The sequence below is a fragment of the Hyphomonas beringensis genome, from assembly GCF_000682755.1.
Classification (GTDB): Bacteria; Pseudomonadota; Alphaproteobacteria; order Caulobacterales; family Hyphomonadaceae; genus Hyphomonas; species Hyphomonas beringensis.
The window spans coordinates 1-20,833 of record NZ_AWFF01000056.1; the positions used below are offsets into that span (position 1 = coordinate 1).

Genomic DNA, 20,833 nt, shown 5'->3' on the forward strand with positions numbered 1-20,833 from the left:
TCTGCAGGTGCGGGATGCCACAGGCAAACTCCACCACGTCAATGCCGCGCTGCACATCGCCCTTGGAGTCGGCGACCACTTTGCCATGCTCGGAGGAGAGCAGCTCGGCCAGCTCGTCGATATTGGCTTCCAGCAGGCGCTTGAACTCGAACATCACGCGCGCCCGGCGCTGAGGGTTCGTCATCGACCAGGCCGGGAAAGCCGCCGCGGCATTCGCCACCGCATCGCCGAGTTCCGCATCGGTCGCCAGGGAAACACGCGCCTGCACCTCTCCGGTGTTCGGATTATAGATGTCGCCGAACCGGCCGGATGTCCCTGAAAAAGACTGTCCGCCAATGAAGTGATGCACTTCGCGCATGCTGGATTCCCTTGTAATTACGAGTTTTGAAGATGAATACGTGCTGAAAGAATGCGGATATACAGAGACAAATGCAGATGACTCCTGCATTTTCGCAGGCTAAGTGATCAGATATGAACTGGGACGATATAAAAATATTCCTTGATGTTACGCGGCAGTCGAAGCTCGAAGGGGCAGCCGCACACCTGCAAATCGATGCCACGACGATAAGCCGTCGTATCAAACGGCTGGAGCAGACTCTCGGCGTAACCCTGTTCGAGCGTACGCGTCGGGGGCATGTCCTGACAGCAGCGGGAGAACGGCTCGCGTCTCAAGCTGAAGCCATGGAATCTGTGTCGTTGGACATACGCGCCGAAACAGAATCTGAACAAAGCGCCGCCGGTCGCATTCGGCTTGGCGTTACCGAAGGGCTCGGATCGGCCATGATCGCTCCGGCCCTGAAGCAGTTCAGGGACGACCACCCCAAAATCGATATTGATCTCATATCGCTATCAGGCTTTGTCAGCGTCCCGAAGCGTCAGGCTGATATGTCCATCATGCTGGCGCGGCCAGCAGCCGGGCGCCTCAAGGTACGCAAAATCACAGACTACTCCCTGCAGCTGTATGGTGGCCGCGACTATCTTGAGAAAAGCGCCCCCATCGAGACCCGCGCAGACCTGCAAAATCATACTCTCGTCGGGTATGTCGATGACCTGATTTATTCCTCGCAACTTCGCTATTTTGACGAATTATTGCCCGGCCTCACGCCACATCTGTGTAGTCCAAGCATTGTCGCCCAACTTGAAATGGTATCGGCTGGTGCCGGACTGGGCATTCTTCCAACGTTCATGGCAAATCGTAATCCCGCACTGACTCCACTCCTCCAAAACGACATTTCAGTCACACGTGCATTTTGGCTGGTGATCCATGAAGATGTTGCCGGACTGACAAGAAACCGCATGATGGCAGACTTCCTTGCACGCGTGCTTGCGCGGCTTCCTTGAAGCTGTGTTGTCAGACAAACAAAAAAGTGTCCGTTCTTCGCGAGCGAGCAGATCTCAGGCAGCAATCAAATCTCGCCATTCGATAAGAGCGGCGTCGCGTCGCGATTTGAACCTAGCCCTGCTCTCGATATTCGGCCTTGAAATAGCGTAATACGCCCTGGTTCATTTTCGAGCTTTTGCGCAGGACCGCCTGCCTCAAGCTCAGTTCCGGTAAAAATGCCGCTTGGAAGATCTGGTCCCCTTCATTTCCGACACCAGCCATTGTCGGAATACCGCGAGTTTTGGTTCTCTACGTCTTGATGCCAGAGTCGCAAAATACCACTGCCCGGGGAGCGTAACACGCTGGCCGGGAAATAATTCTATGAGTTGACCAGATGCAACATCTTCATCAGCAAACGGCTCTATTGCCAAGGCAACCCCCATGCCCTTGACGGCCATGTTGAGCGCATGATCATAGCTATCGAACCGCGCGTGACCTGAAGGATCCACAGAGTCTGCATTTACCGTGTTGAGCCATACACTCCAATCATTATGCGACGGATATACTTGTAGCAAAGTGTGTCCCTTGAGGTCTTTTGGCCGCGAGATCGACCCTGCTCGTTTCAAATAATCCGGATTGCAAACCGGATAAACGCGGGACTGGAATAAAAGTGTATAATCAACCTCATGCCGATCCGGCGTTCCGATCATGACACAAGCATCTGCAGTACCGTCGGCAAGGTCTGCATCCAATTGAGAAGTTATCAGCCTGATCTCAATCTCCGGATGGGCTGCCTCAAAGGCAGGAAGGCGAGGCAGCAACCATCGGACAGCAAAGGTCGAATAAACTTGCAACACGATACGGCTGTCGCTCTCTTCGCGAAGCTGGTCGACCGTCTCACTGATACGGCGGAAGGAACGTTTCACCGTCTCAGCCAGCTTGCGCCCTTGGCTGGTCAGTTCGAAACCGCCGCGTCCGCGAAGGGACAGGCGACAGCCAAGCTCCTCCTCAAGTTGCCGAATCTGGTGACTGACAGCGGAAGGCGTGACGTTCAGTTCCTGCGACGCGCGTTTGAAGCTCTTCAAGCGAGCCACGGCCTCAAACGTCCTAAGTGCTTTCAGGGAAGGCAGATAATGCATGGCACCGACAGATAGAGTGAATTTAATTCACCTGTCTTATACGTGCACGCGGTAAGTGCAAGGCGGCAGCATGACCGCCTGCCGCTTGTCAGCGAGGAATATCGTGCTTACCCACCCCTTTATGACGCACGAGATCCCCCCCCGGCCTCAAGGCACAGGCACCGTCCAAGCGCCGCGCCGCAAATCGGACGCCGCCCTGCTAACGCTGTTGCAGACAGCCCCGGCGCAAGCACTGGCACAGGCGGAACAGGAACTGAAGCGTGACCCGACAGACCCGCTTCGTCACCTTGTACGAGCCGAGGCAACCCGCAAGACAGGCAACCTGACGGAAGCGCTGCGTCTTGTGCGGGAAAGTCAGGAAAGGCTGGCTGGATACCCGCCGCTGGCACTTGAGGAAGCCCGTGTGCTGAAGGCCCGGAATGATCTTTCCGGCGCGCGTAGAGTTCTGGAAATCCTGCAGACCGAGCATTCTGATTTTTCGCCCGGCTGGCGCGCGCTGTCGGACCTGCGCGCCGAAATGGGTGACCATGAAGGTGCACGCGCGGCAGCGGCCCGCATCGCAGCCACAGGACAGCCTGTGCAAGAACTGGCAATCGCAACGGACCTGCTTCAACGGGGAAAACTGGGTGAGGCCGAATACGTGTTGCGCCGCTATGTGCACGATAATCCGATGGATGTTTCGGGAATCCGGCTGCTGGCCGATCTGGGCAACCGGCTGGGCATGGCGCAAGATGCGTGTAAGCTTCTTGAGCGATGCTTGGAACTGGCGCCAGATTTCCATATGGCCCGGCACGATTATGCCAACGCACTTATCAAGCTGCAGGAATATGACCGTGTTCGGGCGGAAGTAGAGCGCCTGAAGGCCGCCGAACCGGAAAACCAGGCTCACCGCGTTCTTGAAGCGCTGCTATATGTGCGCCTCGGACAGTATCCGGAATCAATATCCGTATACAAATCTATTCTAAAAATCTTCCCGCAACAAGCAAAACTGTGGCTGAGCATGGGGCATGCGCTTAAGACTATCGGACAACAGGAAGAAGCGATCGATGCCTATCGGCATGCTGCAGAAGCACAGCCGGAACTGGGAGAGGCGTATTGGAGCCTCGCAAATCTGAAGACGTTCAAATTCAGCGATGCCGACATTACCGCCATGCAACAGCAATTAGCCAGCGGCACGCTTGCACATGCGGACCGCTATCATATGAGCTTCGCGCTGGGCAAGGCGCTGGAGGATCGGAAGGATTTCGACGGCGCATTCGACGCCTACGACCAGGGAAACATCTGGCGCCGAAAAGGCATCCGCTACGATGCTCACAGAAACACAAGCGAACTGGACGCGCAGAAGGCCTTTTTCACGCGGGACTTCTTTACCCAGCGTGCGGACTGGGGACACCCATCGGATGAGCCTATCTTCATTGTAGGCCTCCCGCGGTCCGGCTCTACCCTGCTCGAGCAGATCCTGGCCAGCCACTCAAAAGTCGAAGGAACATTCGAGCTGCCTGACATCCTGTCGATCGTGCAGCGCCTATCCGGGCGGAGGCGGCCAGCTGATCCGTCGGAATATCCGGCGATCCTTGGTCGCATGGACCGGAAGGAGATATATGCGCTCGGTGAAGAATACTTGGAAAGGACACGTATACACCGCACGGGCCTACCCCACTTTATCGACAAGATGCCGAACAATTTCGCGCATACCGGTTTCATCCACCTGATCCTGCCAAACGCGAAAATTGTCGATGCGCGCCGTCATCCGCTGGCCTGTTGTTTCAGCAATTACAAGCAGCTATTCGCGCGTGGTCAGAACTTCACCTACAATCTGGACGAGGTTGCCCGGTACTATTTGGACTATGTTGGCATCATGAAGCTCTGGGATGATACAATTCCAGGCCTCGTCACGCGCGTCATTTACGAAGATATGGTCGCAGATGCGGAAACGCAGGTCAGGCGCCTGCTGAACCAGTGCAACCTGGCTTTCGAACCGGCGTGCCTGTCATTCCATGAAACTGATCGCGCAGTGAGAACAGCTAGTTCGGAGCAGGTGCGGCAGCCGATTTACACCAGTGCTCTGGAGCAATGGCGCAATTTTGAGGGGCATTTACAGCCCCTTCACACAACGCTGCATGCCCTGTTGCAGCCGGAAGATTCCTGGAAAGCATGAATTTTATTCACCTATAGATGAATTTATTCACCTCGCTTCCACAGCGCGCACCTCGTAGGTTGCCGCCCACTAAGAAAATTTATTGATCAGGGGAAGTTGCGAATGCTTGGCGACCTGGAACGACGTGAGCAGACCTCACGGGCGAGGCCTTATCTTAAATTCACCGCCTACATCATGGGAACGACCTTCCTGTTCGGCCTACCCATCGCCGGTATGGCGCATGCGCAGGAAAGCAAACCGACAGAGACACGCCGGCTTCAAGCCGTCACCGTGACAGCGCAGAAGCGCGAAACTACACTGCAAGATGCCTCGGTCAGTCTTCAGGTTCTGGGAGAGGAGACGCTCGACCAACTCGAAATCGCGAATTTCGAAGACTATGCGAACTTCCTTCCCAGCGTTTCCTTCAACTCACTGGGGCCGGGTGAAGCGCAGGTCTACATCCGCGGAATCTCCGATGGCGGCGACGGCAACGCGTCGGGCTCGCAGCCGAGCGTCGGCATCTACCTGGACGAACAACCTGTGACGGCCATCGGCCGCAACTTGGACATCCACATATACGACATTGCCCGTATCGAAGTTCTGGGCGGGCCACAGGGCACGCTCTACGGCGCGAACTCGCAGGCCGGCACAATCCGCATCATCACGAATGCGCCGGACCCTTCCAACTTCGAGGCAGGCTACGACCTCAACGCCATCAGCGTGGAACATGGCGGCACCGGCTATACCGCCGAAGGGTTCGTGAACCTGCCGATTACAAGCAAGATGGCCCTGCGGCTTGTCGGCTGGTACGATGAATCACCTGGCTATATTGATGCCGTTCCAGCCACAAAGACATTCAGCCGCAGCGGCGTGACGATCAACAATGACGGCTATGTCGAAGACGATTTCAACGTTGCTACAACTGCGGGTGCCCGTGCAGCATTGGGCATCGACATAAACGATTCCTGGACCGCGACAGCCAAGATCCTGCATCAGAAGCAGGAATCCGACGGCGTCTGGGACCATGATCCGGAAGATTTGGGTGACCTTGAGGTTGCACGCTTTTCCCCGGATCATGGCGAAGACGAGTTCACGCAATACGGCGTGACCGTAGAAGGCGACATTGGCGGCGTTTCGTTAACATATGCCGGCACCTATATGGACCGTGAAGTCGACGATACGTCAGACTATACGGAGTATGCGGAATACTCCTCATTTATCGACTACTACACATGCTATTATGCGTACGACGCGACGGCTGGTGGATACAATTTTTATAGCTGTGAAGACCCGCGCATCTCCTTCAATGAGAATAGCAAGTATGAGCGGGAATCGCATGAGCTGCGTTTCGCGACCTCGGAAGACAAGCGTCTTCGCTTCATTGGTGGCGTCTTCTATCAGGATTCCAAACACTCCTATGTGTTCGACTACCGCATCCCGAACATCAAGGCTGGCTACCAGATCCGCGATCCGAATACCTATTTCGTTACCGACCAGGTGCGCCAGGACAAGGAGACGGCTCTATTCGGCGAACTGTCCTACGACCTGACCGACACAGTGACAGCGACGATAGGTGGTCGCTTCTTCGACACGGAAACCAGCATCAGCGGCGAAGTCGGAACCGTCTTCGCTATCAGTCAGGTGGATGCCAGTACCAGCGAGTCCGGCTCTGTCTACAAGCTGAATCTTTCATGGGAACCAACAGATGATCTGATGTTCTACGGAACCGTTTCCGAAGGTTTCCGACCAGGCGGTGTGAACCGGGAAAAAACCTCAAACATTCCTCAGGAATATCAGTCGGACTTGATCACCAACTACGAGGTCGGCTGGAAAACAGAGCTTGCTGATGGGCAGGTGCGCCTGAACGGCGCCGCCTACATCATGAAATGGGACGACGTGCAGTTCACGCGCTTCGATCCGAGCGAATCCCAACTGGGCCTCACATCCAATGCCGGCGCGGCGGAGGTGAAAGGCATCGAGGCCGACATGGCCTGGCTCGCCACCGACAACCTGACGCTTACAGGCGCCTTTACCTGGCTGAATGCGGAGCTCACAGAAGACTTTACACAGAACATCAATGCAGGTCCCGTCGCTCCGGATGCACCTTCCGGAACGCGCCTTCCATTCATTCCCGAGTATAAGGCCTATGTGAATGCGAGATATGATTTTCGTGTCAAAAATTATGACGCGTTCCTGAACGGTAACTACTCTGTTGTCGGATCCTCGTATAATGACCTCTACGTTGCTGTGAGGCAGGAGCAGGATGGCTATGGTCTGCTGAACGTTTCGGCAGGCTTCGGGCGGAACGATTGGCAAGTGAAGCTGAGCCTTCGCAACCTGACGGACGAACGGGCTGAACTCTACCGCAACGCCGCTGACTTTGACTCTCGGATAACGACGAACCAGCCGCGATCCATCGGCATTACCTTCTCGCAGAAATTCTGAGGCAGGAATGACAACGACGACTCCATCTCCGGACCAGAATATGGCGCAAGAAGGCGCGGCACAGAAGGCTCCAGGGGCACGCCGGGGCACTGCGCTCATTACTGGGGCCGCCTCCGGCATAGGTAAAGCCACGGCCATCCGCCTTGCCAAGGACGGCTGGAATGTTCACATCTGCGACGTCGATAAAGCTTCGGTCAAGTCGTTCAGGGAGGACGTTCCCAACGTTACCGCCTGGATGTGCGACGTGTCTGATCCAGATCAGGTGAAAGACGTCATTTCAGGCGTTATGGCGCAACATGGCCAGTTGGACGTGCTGATCAATAACGCCGGCATAGCCGGATGCACGGCATCGATCGAAGACGTGCCTCAAGATGACTGGCGACAAACCATCGATGTCAACATAAACGGCGCTTTCTATTTCCTGCGCGAAGCCGTGCCTGGCATGAAACAGCGCCGCGGCGGCGCAATCATAAATATTGCCTCCACCGCGGCTTTATTTGGGTACCCTCAGCGCACGGCCTATGCGGCATCAAAGTGGGCAATGATCGGTATGACAAAGACGCTGGCCATGGAGTTAGGTCCCTTCAACATCCGGGTGAACGCAGTCTGCCCCGGCTCAGTGGCCGGTCCTCGCATCGATGGTGTCATCGAACGAGATGCAGAACGCCGCGGCATCTCTGCCGCAGAAGTGCGTCGCATCTATGAAGGACAGGTGTCCATGCGCAAGTTCGTTACCGTCGAAGACATCGCAGCGATGTGCGCTTTTCTTTGCTCATCGGATGCCGCCCTTGTTTCCGGTCAGGTCATCGCTGTCGATGGCCATACCGAGTCCCTATCGTTCCCTTTCTAGACAGGTCAAATAATGAAAGCGATTTGGTTTGATAAATTCGGTACACCCTCCGAAAGCCTGCAATACGGTGAACTGCCCAAGCCCGCGGCGGGGCCGGGCGAAGTGCTGGTCAAGGTTCACACAAGCAGCCCTAATCCTTCAGACGTAAAGAAACGGTCTGGCGCCACAGCCCCGGCTCTGCTGGATGGCGGCTATATCATTCCGCACAGTGACGGTGCTGGTGTCATCGAGGCCGTCGGAGACGGCGTTCCTGCATCCCGCATTGGCGAACGCGTCTGGCTTTATCAGGCGCAATACGGCCGGCGGTTTGGCACGGCGGCTGAATACATCACCATCGAAAGCCGCCGAGCGCCGCGACTGCCTGACGAAGCCGGTTTCGATGTCGGTGCCTGTCTCGGTATTCCAGTGATGACCGCACACCGGTGCGTCTTCGCTGACGGAGATGTGAAAGACAAACTCATCCTCGTGACAGGCGGCGCAGGCCGGGTCGGCTATTATGCGATCCAGTGGGCATCACAGGCAGGCGCAAAGGTGATCGCCACAGCCAGCAATCCGGATGACAATACGACATGCTGGGATGCTGGTGCCGACATTGTAATCAATCACCGCGATGTAAACTGGCCAGAAACCCTCCTAAGCGCAACAGGAGGGAGGAAAGTTGACAGGGTCGTAGATGTCGAATTCGGCGAGAACCTCCAAAACGTTCTGGACGTTATCAATGTCAACGGCGTCATCGCGACATACTCATCATCACGCAACCCGACGCCAACGTTGCCCTTTTATCGCATGATGTTTATGGACATCACCTTACGGACGGTCATTGTGTACGCGATGCCTGAAGACGCAAAAACCCATGCGATTTCGGATATCGAGAAAGCGCTGACAGCAGGTGCCTTGAAGCATCGTATCGCGCAAACCCTTCCGCTGGAAAGCTGCGCAAAGGCTCACGAAATGATCGAAAGCGGCGACACGCGTGGGTGCTTGGTGTTGAACATGGACACGAATTGACGGGATGATCTGCAAGGGATCAATTGGGAAACATGCTGCGCGAATGGTCGCAGCGATACTCCTCGGGCCTCTAGCCGCCTGTGGTGTATCACAGGGAACCGACGCGTCCCCCGTTGTCTACGCAACTGACGGCACTTTTGAAGGGGTCGCCCAACCAAACCTTGCCGAAGGCGGTGCCTTTCTCGGCATTCCTTTCGCCATGCCCCCTGTCGCCGAGTTGCGCTGGCAGCCGCCCAAGCTCATATCGGCCGCAAACGCCATCGTGATGGCGAAATCATATGCGCCTGCATGTGTACAGGGGGATTATACCACTGCATGGTATGCTGATCTGATTGAAGCTTTCGGTGGGGATCCATTGGTAGCTGCCACACCTGCTGGCGAAAGCGAGGACTGCCTTTACCTGAACGTGTGGAGCCCTGATCTGGCGCCGGACAAGCCTGCGCCTGTTATGGTCTGGATCCATGGTGGTTCTTATAAGGGCGGCTGGTCATATGAACCGAACTATGTGGGCGAGAAACTGAGCGCACAACAAGGTGTGGTCGTCGTTTCCATAGCCTACCGTCTCGGACCGTTCGGCTATCTCGGGCCGGATGCCGACACGGCTGGCACACCAGTCAACTTCGGCTTGATGGACCAGATTACAGCTTTGGAATGGGTGCAGCGTAATATTGCGGCCTTTGGCGGCGATCCGGACAATGTCACGATCTTTGGCGAGTCCGCTGGCGCAGCATCAGTGGGTACGCTGCTAACGATGCCTGAGACGGCACACCTCTATGGCCGCGCCATCAGCGAAAGTGGTGGCTTCGAATTTCTCTATCGGCCGAACCGGGCAGAGGCAGCGGCGGCCTTCGGAGACCTGACGAAAAAACTCGAAGCGGACGGCACAAGCCCATTTGGGGCCACCGCCAGACAAATTCTGGATGCCAGCAATACTGTGCTTGCAAACTATGATTTCGGGCCTGTCGTGGATGGTGACCTGGTGCCAGAACAACCGGCACTGACGCTTGAGGCGGGCCATATCAATCCTGCCGACCTCATCATCGGCACAAATCGCGACGAATGGCTGATGTATCTCGACCCAGACACAATCAGCACGGACCTGGCAGACTGGAAAACGAACCACCCAGCCGCAGCAGAACTGGTTGACGGCCTGTCCGAAAAATATGGCGAAGCCAGTGCGCTGGATTGGGCCGAGACTGCAGAGTTCATGCGCTGTCCAGGCCTCCGCCTAGCCTCAGTAATGTCTCAACAGGACAAGTCCGTCTACGTCTATGAATTCAACCGAGCGCGCAGCGGGGCCATGGACGTTGGCCTTGGCAGCTATCATGGCGCTGAAATACCCTATGTCTTCGACACGCACGATAACTGGCTGCCCACCGACACTGCGGATCACAACATCACAGCATTCATGACAAGTGCCTGGGCGCGGTTTGCCAGGACCGGATCTCCGAACATAAGAACCGATACTGTATGGCCTGACTATGGCAAAACCGGCATTGTGCTGAAAATCGACCAGGAAAGGGATACCGGCAAGCCGGAAGGCGCCTCGTTATGCGCGTCCATGTTCCCTTCAGACTCGGCAGGATCAGAATGAACATCCCATCCTCCTCTCCCCAGAAGCATGAAACGGACTGGATTGCCTTCTTTGGCGCGTCGGCACTTGTGCTGGCCGTCTGCGTCCCATTAATTCTGTTTCCCGGCACCGGGGCCGACCTGTTGCCCGCAGTTTATGACTGGGTCGCGACGAATTTCGGCCCGTTCTATCTGTTGGCAGGTTCGGGCACAATTATTCTCCTACTCTGGCTGGCCTTCAGCCGCTTTGGGAACGTCCGTATTGGCGGAGACGATGTGGCGGCAGAATTCTCGAAACTCAGCTGGGGTGGCATGCTGTTCTGCGCGGGTGTCGGCGCAGGTCTGATGTATTGGGCGGCCATAGAATGGGCTTACTATCTGCAAACGCCACCCTTCGGCCTTGAAGCCCGCAGTATAGAAGCCCAAGGCTGGGCATCCGCCTACGGTATTTTCCATTGGGGACCTTCGGCATGGGCCTTTTACTGCCTGCCAACGCTCGCGATTGCCTATGCCTACCACAATCGCAAGGGGAAGGTGCTGCGCCTCAGCACCGGATGCAGCGGGTTTTCATGGCTGGCCCCCAACACGGTTGGTGGGCGCGTGCTGGACCTGATCTTCATGATCAGCCTGCTCGGTGGCGCAGGGTCTTCCCTCGGCTTCACAACGCCAATGATTGCAGCGCTAATGGCACGGATCATCGGTGTTGAACCGTCCTTCGCGATGGAATTGATCGTCATGATGGTGATCATCGCCGTTTTTGCAGCGAGTGCCGCCGCCGGCATTCGCAGTGGTATCAAACGACTAACCGACCTTAACATCTGGCTTCTGTTCGGATTTCTTGCCTTCGTGCTGATTTGCGGGCCAACCGTCTGGCTCATCAAGGCCTCCGTGAATGCAACAGGCCTGGTAGTTCAAAATTTCATTCACATGAACACTTGGACTGAGCCCTTTGGCTCCACTGGCTTTGTCAAGGACTGGACAATTTTCTACTGGGCCTGGTGGGTTGCCTATGGGCCTGTTGTCGGTCTGTTCGTTGCGCGCATATCGAGGGGCCGCACCATACGTGAAATCGTATTCGGCATGCTGGGCTTCGGCTCCTTGGGAGCCGGTCTGTTCTTCATGATCCTCGGAAACTTCGGCCTCTGGCTTGAAGTCAAACAGGGTATGGACCTTACCGGCATGATTGACGATGCAGGCGGATCGATGGCGATCACCGAAATGATCTTCCAGCTGCCCTTTCCAGCGCTCGCAGCTGCAGTATTCTGCATTTCTGCAATCGTCTTTTCGGCAACCACCTATGACTCTGCGTCATATATCCTGGCCTCCAACGCGACACGCTCCCTACCTGCCGGCGAGGACCCAGCGATCTGGCAACGCCTTTTCTGGGCGCTTATGCTGGGACTACTTCCTCTAAGTCTTCTTTTTGTGGGTGGACAACGTGTTGTGCAAACAGCGGCACTGATTGTTTCGCTACCACTCCTCGTGATCGGAATATTTATCTCTTGGTCACTCATCAGGCTACTGAAGGCTGATTATCCGGCAAAAGCCAAGCTGCCGCCCGAAATCTAGAAGACAACTAGCCGCGTAGCAGCGCATCGTACAATTTGAACCCATAAACCTAGAGGAATAGGTATGAATAATAATGTGATTATCACCTGCGCCGTGACTGGGTCTGGCGACTCGGCAGATAAGTCACCTCATGTCCCCGTGACACCCAAGGAAATTGCTGAGTCCTCCATCGACGCCGCGAAAGCAGGGGCCGCCATCGTCCACATACATGTCCGCGACCCGGAGACGGGCGCTGCCGCGCGCGACCCGAAACTCTACGCCGAAGTGGTGGAGCGTATTCGGAATGAAGAGACAGACGTGGTCCTCAACCTGACGACAGGAATGGGCGGTGACCTTTACCTGGGCCCTGATGACAATCCCCTAGACTTTCAGGATGAAACAGATTGCGTTGGCCAAGTCGAGCGCATGGAACATGTCGAAGCCCTGCTGCCGGAGATCTGCTCACTCGACTGCGGATCCTTCAATTATCCAGGGGGGAATTATGTCTACATCTCAACACCAGATATGCTGCGCACCGGCGCGAAGCGCCTTCAAAAAATCGGGGTTAAACCGGAACTGGAAGTGTTTGATCTGGGGCACATCTCATTTGCCAAACAGCTCATGAAGGAAGGCCTTCTTGATGAACCTCCCTTGTTCCAGGTTTGCATGGGCATCAAGTGGGCGGCGGAGGGAACTCCCCGTAACTTCATGACCATGGTCGACAATCTGCCTGCCGATGCGAACTGGGCCGGCTTCGGCATTGGAAGGAATGAAATGCCAATGGTGGCCCAGGCCGCACTACTGGGTGGACACGTACGTGTCGGGCTGGAGGACAATATCTATTTGTCCAAGAACGAATTTGCGACCAATGCACAATTGGTAGACCGGGCTCGGGCGATTGTCGAGAACATGGGCGCGAAAATACAAACACCCACTGAAGCTCGCGAAACGCTGAACCTCACAAAACAGACATCAACCGCAACAATGAGGGTCGCGCCATGATTACGGTATACAAGGGCGTCGCACATCCTTGGCTGTGCGATATCATGGGCCACATGACCACTCGTCACTACGTTGCGATGTTCGATGATGCATCCTACCACTTCCTCAATGAAGCTCTTGGTTGGCACCCTGAGGACAGGTCGGCACCAGGCTGGGCAGACGTCAAGCATGTAATTGAATATAATGATGAAGTCGCCGCAGGCAGCCTGCTAGAGATACAAGGATCCATAGTTCGTCTCGGCGGAAAGTCCATTACCTCACGCTATGAAATGCACAATCTCAACAAGGGCACACTTGCCGCAACGCTGGAAAGTACATCCGTGTACTTTGATCTTGCAGCCCGGAAGTCCGTTCCCATCCCGGACGAACTGAGAGAGCGGGCAAAAAACTACTTCGACGACGTAGAGTAGACAGCACAGCATAGAAAAGTGTCCAACAGAGGGTGGTGTCAGACGAATTTGAACCAGTCGCCTTTTTCGCGAGCGAGCAGGTCTCAAGCAGCGATCAGTTCGCACCAGTCCAGAAGAGCGGCGTCGCGAAGCGATTTGAACCTGGCCCTGCTCTCGATATTCCTTTGATGAGCGAAGTGGTTGTACACTGACGAATGGATTTGGACGAGGACCTCGTCCAAATACCACTGACATTGAGGCAATTGTCTCATTCCTTCAGACCGGCGCTTGCGGATCTTGTAGTGCCGAAGTGATCCACACAGTGACGTACCGTTTCGTGGCAGCTATCGACCCCTCGCTCATGGAGGAGGTCTTCGACATTCCGCAGGGATAGAGGAAACCGAACATATAACATCACCGCGAGTGGGATAGTCTCGGTGATGTTGTATTGAAGTAGCGGAACGGGTTCCTGGTCATTTTCCGAGGCTAAAAGTCCCTGCCCTACGCCTCAAGGCTGCTTGCCCTGACAATGCCCGCCCAGCTCCTACCAGCCACCGCCAATCGCCTTCACATAGGCAATCTGGGCTGTGGCATAGGTCAGCTGCGCCTGAGCAAAAGCGGACTCACTACTGGCCAATCCGGCCTCTACGGTAAGCAGGTCTGAGAGATCGATCGCGCCATCAAGATACTCCCCACGGCTGATATCTGCAGCCGATTGCGCCGATGTCAGGGCTTCTTTGGACAGGTCGAGAGCTGCTTTGCCATTGTTGACGCCGACCAACGCGTTTTCGACATCCAGCAATGCCTGCAGGAGGGTTTTCTTGTACGAAACAAGCGCCTCACGCTCGGCCCCTTTCGCCTGATCTATCTCCGCATTCAGTTGGCCGAAATCAAGGATCTTCCAACTGAGTGACGGGCCGATAGAGAACCCTACGAAACGCCCATCCAGCAGATCTGAAAGACTCCGGACCTGGCCCTGAGCCCCGGGCCCGGGATCTGATAGACTCGCATTGAGCGTGATCTGAGGAAAATACTGAGAGCGGGCGACGGCAGTATTCGCCTCGCTTGCCTCGAGCTGGCTTTGCGCCGCTATGATGTCCGGACGTCGGGATAAAAGATCCTCCGGCGTGCCTGCAGCAGGGAGATCCGCAAAGATCGGGATAGGCTTTTGCTCCACAAACTCGGCATTGAAGCCTCCTGGGGGCAAACCTGCGAGCACGGCAAGCTGGTTCTTTGCGCTCGCCAATTGGGTCTGAAGTCCTGGCAGTGGCGACTCGACCGCTGCAAGCTGGCTGTCAGCCCGGGCCATGTCCAGTTTGCTGGCCGCACCGTATTCAAGCCGAGCGGCGACGATGTCATGGATCTTTTGTTGCGCCTTGATCTGGCGTTGCTGAATAGCAATCGAGTCCTGCAACGACAGTACACTGTCATAAGTTTGAGCGATCTGCGCCGCCAGAGAAACGCGGGTCGCGAAATAGTCTGCTTCTGCTGCGCGCAGACCGGCCTGTTTTGATTTTCGCGCCAGCAGGCCGCCGCCAAAGAGCGGGATCTCCCAGCTCGAATCAAAGCTCGCCGAATAGGTGGGCGCTGACGCGCTCTCTGAACCGATCCGCAGGGCCGAACTGCTCAGGACGGCGGATGGCAAAAGGTCTGCTGTGGCTTGGCCGAGACCTGCTCGTGCCTGCGCGATCTGCGCTCCGGCGGCCTGCAATGACAGCCCGCGCTTCATGGCGGTGGCCATGATTTTATCTAGATCTTCATCCTTTAGGGCGAGCCACCAGTCAGATTTCTGGGCAAAATCGTCCGTCGGAACGGCTGTGATCGATGTCGAATAAGCTGCAGGTGTTTTGATCGGCGTCGGATCTTGCACTGGCTGGATTGTACAGCCCGCGAGAGAATAGATGGCAATGGCCGAACATGCTGCATAGCGTGTGATAGACGTCATGACAGAGCCTCATCTGTTGAATCAGGGGGCGGTGTTTTGGCCTGAGCTGTCAGATTACCGAGGGTACCCCGCGCTCTGGTGGCCAGATCATCCATAACGGAATAGACGCTCGGTACAATGATCAGGGACAGGAGAGTCGATACGATCAGCCCGCCAATCACCGCAACTGCCATGGGAGAGCGGAACTCGCCGCCCGTGCCAAGGGCAAAGGCACTCGGCAACATACCCGCAACCATCGCAATCGTTGTCATGATGATCGGACGCGCCCGCTTGCGTCCAGCGTCGACAATGGCTTCGTGGCGGGCAAGGCCCTGCCCGCGCGCGAGGATGACGAAGTCGACCAGCATGATGGCATTCTTGGTGACAATGCCCATCAGCATGAGGATTCCGATCACGACCGGCATGCTGATCGCATCATCTGTCAGGAACAGCGCAGCAACGACCCCAATGATTGCCAGCGGCAGAGACAGGAGGATGGTGAACGGTTGCAGGAAGCTCGAAAACAGGAGCACCAGAACGGCATAGACAAGAAGCAGGCCGATGGTCATGGCAAACGCAAACCCGGAGAAAACCTCCTTCATGTCTTCTGCATCTCCCCCCGGAACAAGTTGGAGGCCGGACGGTAGATTCTTGACGGCATCAAGCGACATGATACCGGCCGTCGCCTGGCCTAGCGCGGCCTTCCCGGCCAGATCGGCTTCGATCGCAATCTGACGGCTCCGGTCATACCGGGTGATAGCGACGGGACCATTGCCATAAGAAAAGCGCGCAACCGTACTGAGCGGCACGGCCTGCCCGCTGGCTGTCTGGACCTGCAAATTCGACAGGGTGGCAAGATCAGACCGCGCACTGACAGGCAGGGCGACCCGGATCGGAACGAGGCGGTCACCTGCATTGAACTTCGGCAGAGCGGCTTCGACATCTCCCTGCGTCGCAACCCTGATTGTATTCGCGATGGCCTTTGCCGTGACACCAAGGTCAGCCGCGACCGGAAGCGGCGTGACGCGCAGTTCCGGCGATTCAAGGGCCGCAGACGACGTCGGATTAGCGATCATGGGCAAGCCCTTCATCCCGGCAATAATCGCATTGGCCGCTTTCTGCAGGGCGGCATCATCATCGCCGGTAAGATTGTAGGATACGGCGCGTCCCCCAAATCCTGATGTCAGCGTGATCCGCGCATCCGGGACACTAGCCAGATCGTGCATGAACGCTTGCTCGATCTCGGTCTGCGAGCGAGAGCGCTTGGATTTAGGCGTCATGTTCGCAGTGAGAACTGCCTTGCGGATATCACCGGCCTGCTGCACGCCGCCGCTGATGAACACCGAGACGATCTCGGGCTGCTGTGCAATCACGGTCGCAACCTTGTCCGCTACACGCTGTGTTTCGGCGAGTTCGGTACCTGGCGGAAGCTCAAGATTGACGACACTCCGCGCCTCATCCTCAGTCGGGACGAACCCTGTGGGCAGTTTCCCAATAGCAAACAGAGCCGCGCCGAACATCAGGAACGCTGCCAGTATGGTCAGTAGCCTGTGGCGCAGGGTCATGCGCACTAATTGCCCATAGGTGGAAAGGAGCCAGCCTTCTCGTTCAGGTTCTGCAGGACGGGAGCGCAAGAAGTAGGCCGCCAGGATGGGTGTGATCAATCTTGCCACAAGCAGTGATGCAAAGACGGCCGAAGCGACTGTCAGCCCAAACTGTTTGAAAAACTGCCCTGAAATACCGCCCATGAAACTCACCGGCACGAAGACAGCAATGATGGTGAGACTGATCGCAATAACCGCCAGGCCAATCTCCTGAGTTGCTTCCATGGCGGCGTCCCATGCCGACCGGCCCTGTCGAATATGGCGGACAATATTTTCAATCTCGACAATCGCGTCATCGACCAGGATGCCCGTCACCAGCGTCACTGCAAGAAGGGAAATCGAGTTCAGCGAAAAGCCCATGATATATATGATCGCGAAGGCCGGAATGATCGACAGCGGCAAGGCGATCCCGGCAATGATTGTGGCGCGCCAGTCTCTCAGGAAAAGAAAAACCACGAGAACAGCTAGGATCGCGCCTTCATAAAGCGAGGACATGCTATCGCGATAATTGCCCTCCGTGTGCGTCACAGACGTGTCAACAAGCTCCACTTTGAGGCCTGGATAGTCGGACTGCAGCGTCTGGATGGCATTCGCGACTTGCTTGGCCACATCGACATCGCTGGCGCCACTCGCGCGCTTGATTGCTACGGCGACGACCCCGCGTCCGCCAAGCCTTGCAAAGGAATTCGCCTCAGCATGCCCATCCGACACATCGGCAATCTGATCGAGACGCATCAACCGTCCGCCAGGTAGGCTGATGGGTCTCGATGCGAGGGCTGAAACGGATTTCGAATTGCCCAGCGTCCGGATCGTCTCCCGCTCTGCACCCAGATCAGCGATGCCGCCTGTCGCGTCCGTATTTGTCTGTGCCAGCTGCTGGCTTATGGCCTCTGCAGTCAGCCCCAGCCCCGCCAGACGCACAGGGTCCAGGTCGACACGAATTTCACGGTCGACCCCGCCAACACGCGAAACCGCACCTACCCCCTGCAGGCCTTGCAGGCGCTGGGCGACCGTCGTGTCGATGAAATAGGACAATTCTTCAACCGTCATGTCCGGCGCGCTAAGCGTATAGGTAAGGATAGGGGATCCGATCACATCAACGCGCGAAACGACGGGCTCCTGAATGGTTCCCGGCAAGTTTGGACGGACCTGGTCGACCTTATCCTTTACATCGTTCACAGCGCGGTAGACATCGGTCCCGAATTCAAATTCGAGAACCGTAGATGAAACGGACTCACTGACAGTCGAGGTAATATGCTTGAGACCCGAAACACCCGCTACGGCATCCTCGACAGGCTTTGTCACTTGCGTCTCAAGTTCGCTCGGTGCAGCGCCGGGCTCAGTGATGGTTATGCTCACGATCGGCATATCCACATTTGGCAATTCCGTGATGGGAAGCTTGCCAAAGCTGATCAAGCCCATCAGCACCATAAAGGCAAAAAGAAGTATCGGCGGGATGGGGTTGCGGATCGCCCAGCCGGAAATGTTGAAATTCATTTCGAGGCATCCTGCTTAGACGGATCGATCGATACCGGCGTGACAGGATCACCATCCGTGACAAAGCCACCCGCCTTGGCGATTACGATATCACCTTTTGAGAGCCCTTTGAGGATACCTATATAATTGCCATCCGACGGACCGGTGGTCACAGATTTTGAGACGACCTTCCCATCGACAACTGTTTTCACGACGGATCCGGTTTGAGTATGTGCCACAGCACGAAACGGCACCGATGGAAGAGACTGGCGTGAGACTTCAACACTGCCCTGGACATAGGCCCCGACAATCAGGCGTGGGTCCACGGGAAAGGCAAGCCGTACGTGGCCAAGCCCCGTTGATGTGTCGATTTCACTGCCAACAAGGCGGACCGTGCCCGATATCGTAGTCCCATCGGGCAGCACAATCGATGCCGGCTGGCCAGCCTTCATGCGCTGCAGCTGATAGGCCGGTGAAACGGCATCAAGCTCTATCATGCCGTCCCGACTGATGCTGAACAGGGGTGTACCGCTCATTGCGGCCGGCTCACCTATAACGGCGCTGCGTTGATAGATCGTGCCCGCTTCCGGTGCCCGCAAAGACGTCTGATCAAGGACGGTAGCCGATTGCTTATACTGGGCCGACGCTTCCTTGACGGCCGCATCCGCCGATACTGTCGCCTCACGCGCAGCCTCAAGGGCGTCAGCGGCAGAATCATGATTGGCCTGCTGCTGGTCTACCACCAACTGGGAGACAGCGCCGCGCGCCAAAAGCGCCTTGTTGCGTGCGAGTTCTTTCTCTGCCTCATCAAATGCTGTTTGAGCTTTCGCGAGTTGGGCGCGGGCTTCGGCTGCGGCGGCGCGCCTCTGGTCGACCGCGGCATTTGCCTGAAGGACCTGCTCTCCAAGCGTGCTGCGCGTGAGCGTGGCAAGCACCTGCCCCTTGCTGACCGTGTCTCCGGTTTCTGCGGAGATCGTCGCGACACGTAAGCCCTGCGTGTCCGGCACCACCTGTACGGGATCGCGCGCAACCAGTTCACCTGAAACCGGCAGGTCTTCGACAATCTCCCTGACCGCCACACTGGTCGTCGATACTGCCGGCGGTTGCGGCGCCGTCGTGATTTTTGCTGAAGGCTTGTGATTAAATACGATGGCGATGATAGCGACGCCGATGATGCCAGCCGCCCCCATCGCCAGATATTTGGAAGAGAGTCGCTGCATTCCACCCTGACCTAATTGCATACCCAGTGTCGAGACTGGACAATGCCGAAGAGCCGGTCCATTGGCAATTGTAAGCCCTGCTGATTTCGTAAAGCCATGTCTTATCGCTGTGCAGGCTGGTTCGCAGCAAAGAGGCCATGACGCCTCAATTGATCAGGAAAGCCATCCACTCTTATGCCAGAGTCAGAATCTCCTACCCGGGCACCTGCTCGCCGCCATACCGGCGCAGACCTGACAAAAGGCCCCATTCTGCCAGCGCTCATTCTGTTCGCGGTACCAACCCTCATCTCTTCCGTCCTGCAATCACTGAACGGATCGATCAATGCGATATGGATCGGTCGCTTTCTGGGCGAGGCCGGTCTGACGGCAACCTCCAACGCAAATCTGGTCATGTTCCTTCTTCTTGGAACTGTATTCGGCTTTGGCATGTCCGCGACCATACTTGTCGGCCAGTCGATCGGACGAGGCAATGTCGACGATGCGCGCCGGGCGGTGGGCGTGACAGCATTCTGGTTCGCGACGGTCTCCATCCTGGTGGCGACGGTAGGCTATGTCTTTACCCCACAGATGCTCAAGCTCATGGACACACCCGGTCCTGCGGCCAGCCTTGCGATCACATATCTTCGGGTAATTTTCCTGGCGATCCCGGCCATGTTCTTTCTCAACTTCCTGATGATGGCCTTACGGGGCTCCGGCGACTCGGTCACCCCAATGATTTTCATGGGCATTGCAGCGCTGATGGATGTCGGACTCAATCCCGTTCTCATCCTGGGACTAGGTCCCGCCCCGCAGATGGGCATTGCGGGCTCGGCCATGGCCACCCTGATTGCACAGTATACGGGCCTCGGCCTTATGCTCGTCTACATCTACTGGAAGGACCTTTCCATCCGCCTGCGCGGTGCCGAGTGGAAATATGTGAGGCCTGCAAAGGCGCTTTCAGCCAGCATCCTGATAAAGGGCCTGCCAATGGGACTGCAGATGCTGGTCGTATCGGGATCAGCCATTTTGATGATCAGTTTCGTCAATAAATATGGCATCACGACTTCAGCAGCCTATGGCGTCTCGGCCCAGCTCTGGAACTATATCCAGATGCCGGCCATGGCCCTGGGCGCGGCGACCTCCGCTATGGCAGCCCAGAACATCGGAGCCGGGAACTGGCAGCGAGTTGGCGCGATCACCCGGTCTGGAATCTTCGCCA

The 20,833-nt window shown here is 56.5% G+C and carries 15 protein-coding genes and 1 pseudogene; 10 read left to right on the forward strand and 6 right to left on the reverse strand.

Annotated elements, in window-relative coordinates; all coding sequences use genetic code 11:
- The coding region (locus HY29_RS13675) for an aldehyde dehydrogenase family protein (protein ID WP_034797899.1) at positions 1 to 358 on the reverse strand (358 nt) is incomplete at its 3' end.
- 113 nt (positions 359 to 471) lie between these two features.
- Between HY29_RS13675 and HY29_RS13680 the strand changes: the two genes are divergently transcribed.
- Complete coding sequence (locus HY29_RS13680) at positions 472 to 1,341, forward strand: LysR family transcriptional regulator (protein WP_034797900.1); 870 nt, start codon at positions 472 to 474, stop codon at positions 1,339 to 1,341.
- 201 nt (positions 1,342 to 1,542) lie between these two features.
- On the opposite strand, the gene HY29_RS18930 is transcribed toward HY29_RS13680, so the two are convergent.
- Positions 1,543 to 2,460 carry a LysR substrate-binding domain-containing protein gene (locus tag HY29_RS18930; protein WP_081811404.1) on the reverse strand — a complete coding sequence of 306 codons (918 nt, stop codon included), beginning with the start codon at positions 2,458 to 2,460 and terminating at the stop codon, positions 1,543 to 1,545.
- 70 nt (positions 2,461 to 2,530) lie between these two features.
- Here HY29_RS18930 and HY29_RS13690 point away from each other — a divergent pair, with 70 nt between their 5' ends.
- The 8 genes from HY29_RS13690 to HY29_RS13725 all read left to right on the forward strand — a co-directional run bounded on the left by HY29_RS13690 (position 2,531) and on the right by HY29_RS13725 (position 13,432).
- Positions 2,531 to 4,618: a tetratricopeptide repeat-containing sulfotransferase family protein gene (locus HY29_RS13690; RefSeq protein ID WP_051601540.1), complete on the forward strand. Its 2,088-nt coding sequence runs from the start codon at positions 2,531 to 2,533 to the stop codon at positions 4,616 to 4,618.
- A 102-nt stretch (positions 4,619 to 4,720) separates the two neighbouring features.
- On the forward strand, positions 4,721 to 7,042 hold the full coding sequence (locus tag HY29_RS13695; protein WP_051601541.1) for a TonB-dependent receptor: 2,322 nt from the start codon (positions 4,721 to 4,723) through the stop codon (positions 7,040 to 7,042).
- Between the two features lie 40 nt (positions 7,043 to 7,082).
- Complete coding sequence (locus tag HY29_RS13700; protein WP_051601542.1) at positions 7,083 to 7,892, forward strand: SDR family oxidoreductase; 810 nt, start codon at positions 7,083 to 7,085, stop codon at positions 7,890 to 7,892.
- Positions 7,893 to 7,904: 12 nt separating this feature from the next.
- On the forward strand, positions 7,905 to 8,900 hold the full coding sequence (locus tag HY29_RS13705; protein WP_034797902.1) for an NADPH:quinone reductase: 996 nt from the start codon (positions 7,905 to 7,907) through the stop codon (positions 8,898 to 8,900).
- Positions 8,901 to 8,943: 43 nt separating this feature from the next.
- Positions 8,944 to 10,494: a carboxylesterase/lipase family protein gene (locus HY29_RS13710; RefSeq protein WP_051601543.1), complete on the forward strand. Its 1,551-nt coding sequence runs from the start codon at positions 8,944 to 8,946 to the stop codon at positions 10,492 to 10,494.
- Positions 10,491 to 12,041, forward strand: a complete 1,551-nt coding sequence (locus HY29_RS13715) for a BCCT family transporter (protein WP_081811406.1) — start codon at positions 10,491 to 10,493, stop codon at positions 12,039 to 12,041. Before HY29_RS13710 ends, HY29_RS13715 begins: the two co-directional genes overlap by 4 nt.
- A gap of 63 nt (positions 12,042 to 12,104) precedes the next feature.
- Positions 12,105 to 13,022, forward strand: a complete 918-nt coding sequence (locus HY29_RS13720; protein WP_034797903.1) for a beta-keto acid cleavage family enzyme — start codon at positions 12,105 to 12,107, stop codon at positions 13,020 to 13,022.
- Entirely contained in the window at positions 13,019 to 13,432 is a 414-nt protein-coding gene (locus tag HY29_RS13725) for an acyl-CoA thioesterase (RefSeq protein WP_034797905.1), read from the forward strand. Before HY29_RS13720 ends, HY29_RS13725 begins: the two co-directional genes overlap by 4 nt.
- A 182-nt stretch (positions 13,433 to 13,614) precedes the next feature.
- Here HY29_RS13725 and HY29_RS19895 read toward each other — a convergent pair.
- From HY29_RS19895 to HY29_RS13740, 4 genes and pseudogenes are all read right to left on the reverse strand, one after another.
- A pseudogene (locus HY29_RS19895) lies at positions 13,615 to 13,888 on the reverse strand (IS6 family transposase); the annotation flags it as partial.
- Between the two features lie 67 nt (positions 13,889 to 13,955).
- Positions 13,956 to 15,356 carry a TolC family protein gene (locus HY29_RS13730; protein ID WP_034797907.1) on the reverse strand — a complete coding sequence of 467 codons (1,401 nt, stop codon included), beginning with the start codon at positions 15,354 to 15,356 and terminating at the stop codon, positions 13,956 to 13,958.
- Positions 15,353 to 18,436 carry an efflux RND transporter permease subunit gene (locus HY29_RS13735; RefSeq protein ID WP_051601544.1) on the reverse strand — a complete coding sequence of 1,028 codons (3,084 nt, stop codon included), beginning with the start codon at positions 18,434 to 18,436 and terminating at the stop codon, positions 15,353 to 15,355. The genes HY29_RS13730 and HY29_RS13735 overlap by 4 nt, the downstream gene beginning before the upstream one ends.
- A complete protein-coding gene (locus tag HY29_RS13740) occupies positions 18,433 to 19,635 on the reverse strand; it encodes an efflux RND transporter periplasmic adaptor subunit (RefSeq protein WP_034797909.1) in 1,203 nt (400 codons plus the stop codon). The genes HY29_RS13735 and HY29_RS13740 overlap by 4 nt, the downstream gene beginning before the upstream one ends.
- 174 nt (positions 19,636 to 19,809) lie before the next feature.
- Here HY29_RS13740 and HY29_RS13745 point away from each other — a divergent pair.
- The coding region (locus HY29_RS13745) for an MATE family efflux transporter (RefSeq protein ID WP_051601545.1) at positions 19,810 to 20,833 on the forward strand (1,024 nt) is incomplete at its 3' end.

Coding starts and splice junctions, on each gene's coding strand:
- HY29_RS13735 (WP_051601544.1), bottom strand. CDS start 18,436: ATGAATTTCAACATTTCCGGCTGGGCGATCCGCAACCCCATCCCGCCG.
- HY29_RS13695 (WP_051601541.1), top strand. CDS start 4,721: ATGCTTGGCGACCTGGAACGACGTGAGCAGACCTCACGGGCGAGGCCT.
- HY29_RS18930 (WP_081811404.1), bottom strand. CDS start 2,460: ATGCATTATCTGCCTTCCCTGAAAGCACTTAGGACGTTTGAGGCCGTG.
- HY29_RS13690 (WP_051601540.1), top strand. CDS start 2,531: ATGACCGCCTGCCGCTTGTCAGCGAGGAATATCGTGCTTACCCACCCC.
- HY29_RS13720 (WP_034797903.1), top strand. CDS start 12,105: ATGAATAATAATGTGATTATCACCTGCGCCGTGACTGGGTCTGGCGAC.
- HY29_RS13740 (WP_034797909.1), bottom strand. CDS start 19,635: ATGCAGCGACTCTCTTCCAAATATCTGGCGATGGGGGCGGCTGGCATC.
- HY29_RS13680 (WP_034797900.1), top strand. CDS start 472: ATGAACTGGGACGATATAAAAATATTCCTTGATGTTACGCGGCAGTCG.
- HY29_RS13710 (WP_051601543.1), top strand. CDS start 8,944: ATGGTCGCAGCGATACTCCTCGGGCCTCTAGCCGCCTGTGGTGTATCA.
- HY29_RS13730 (WP_034797907.1), bottom strand. CDS start 15,356: ATGACGTCTATCACACGCTATGCAGCATGTTCGGCCATTGCCATCTAT.
- HY29_RS13715 (WP_081811406.1), top strand. CDS start 10,491: ATGAACATCCCATCCTCCTCTCCCCAGAAGCATGAAACGGACTGGATT.
- HY29_RS13725 (WP_034797905.1), top strand. CDS start 13,019: ATGATTACGGTATACAAGGGCGTCGCACATCCTTGGCTGTGCGATATC.
- HY29_RS13705 (WP_034797902.1), top strand. CDS start 7,905: ATGAAAGCGATTTGGTTTGATAAATTCGGTACACCCTCCGAAAGCCTG.
- HY29_RS13700 (WP_051601542.1), top strand. CDS start 7,083: ATGGCGCAAGAAGGCGCGGCACAGAAGGCTCCAGGGGCACGCCGGGGC.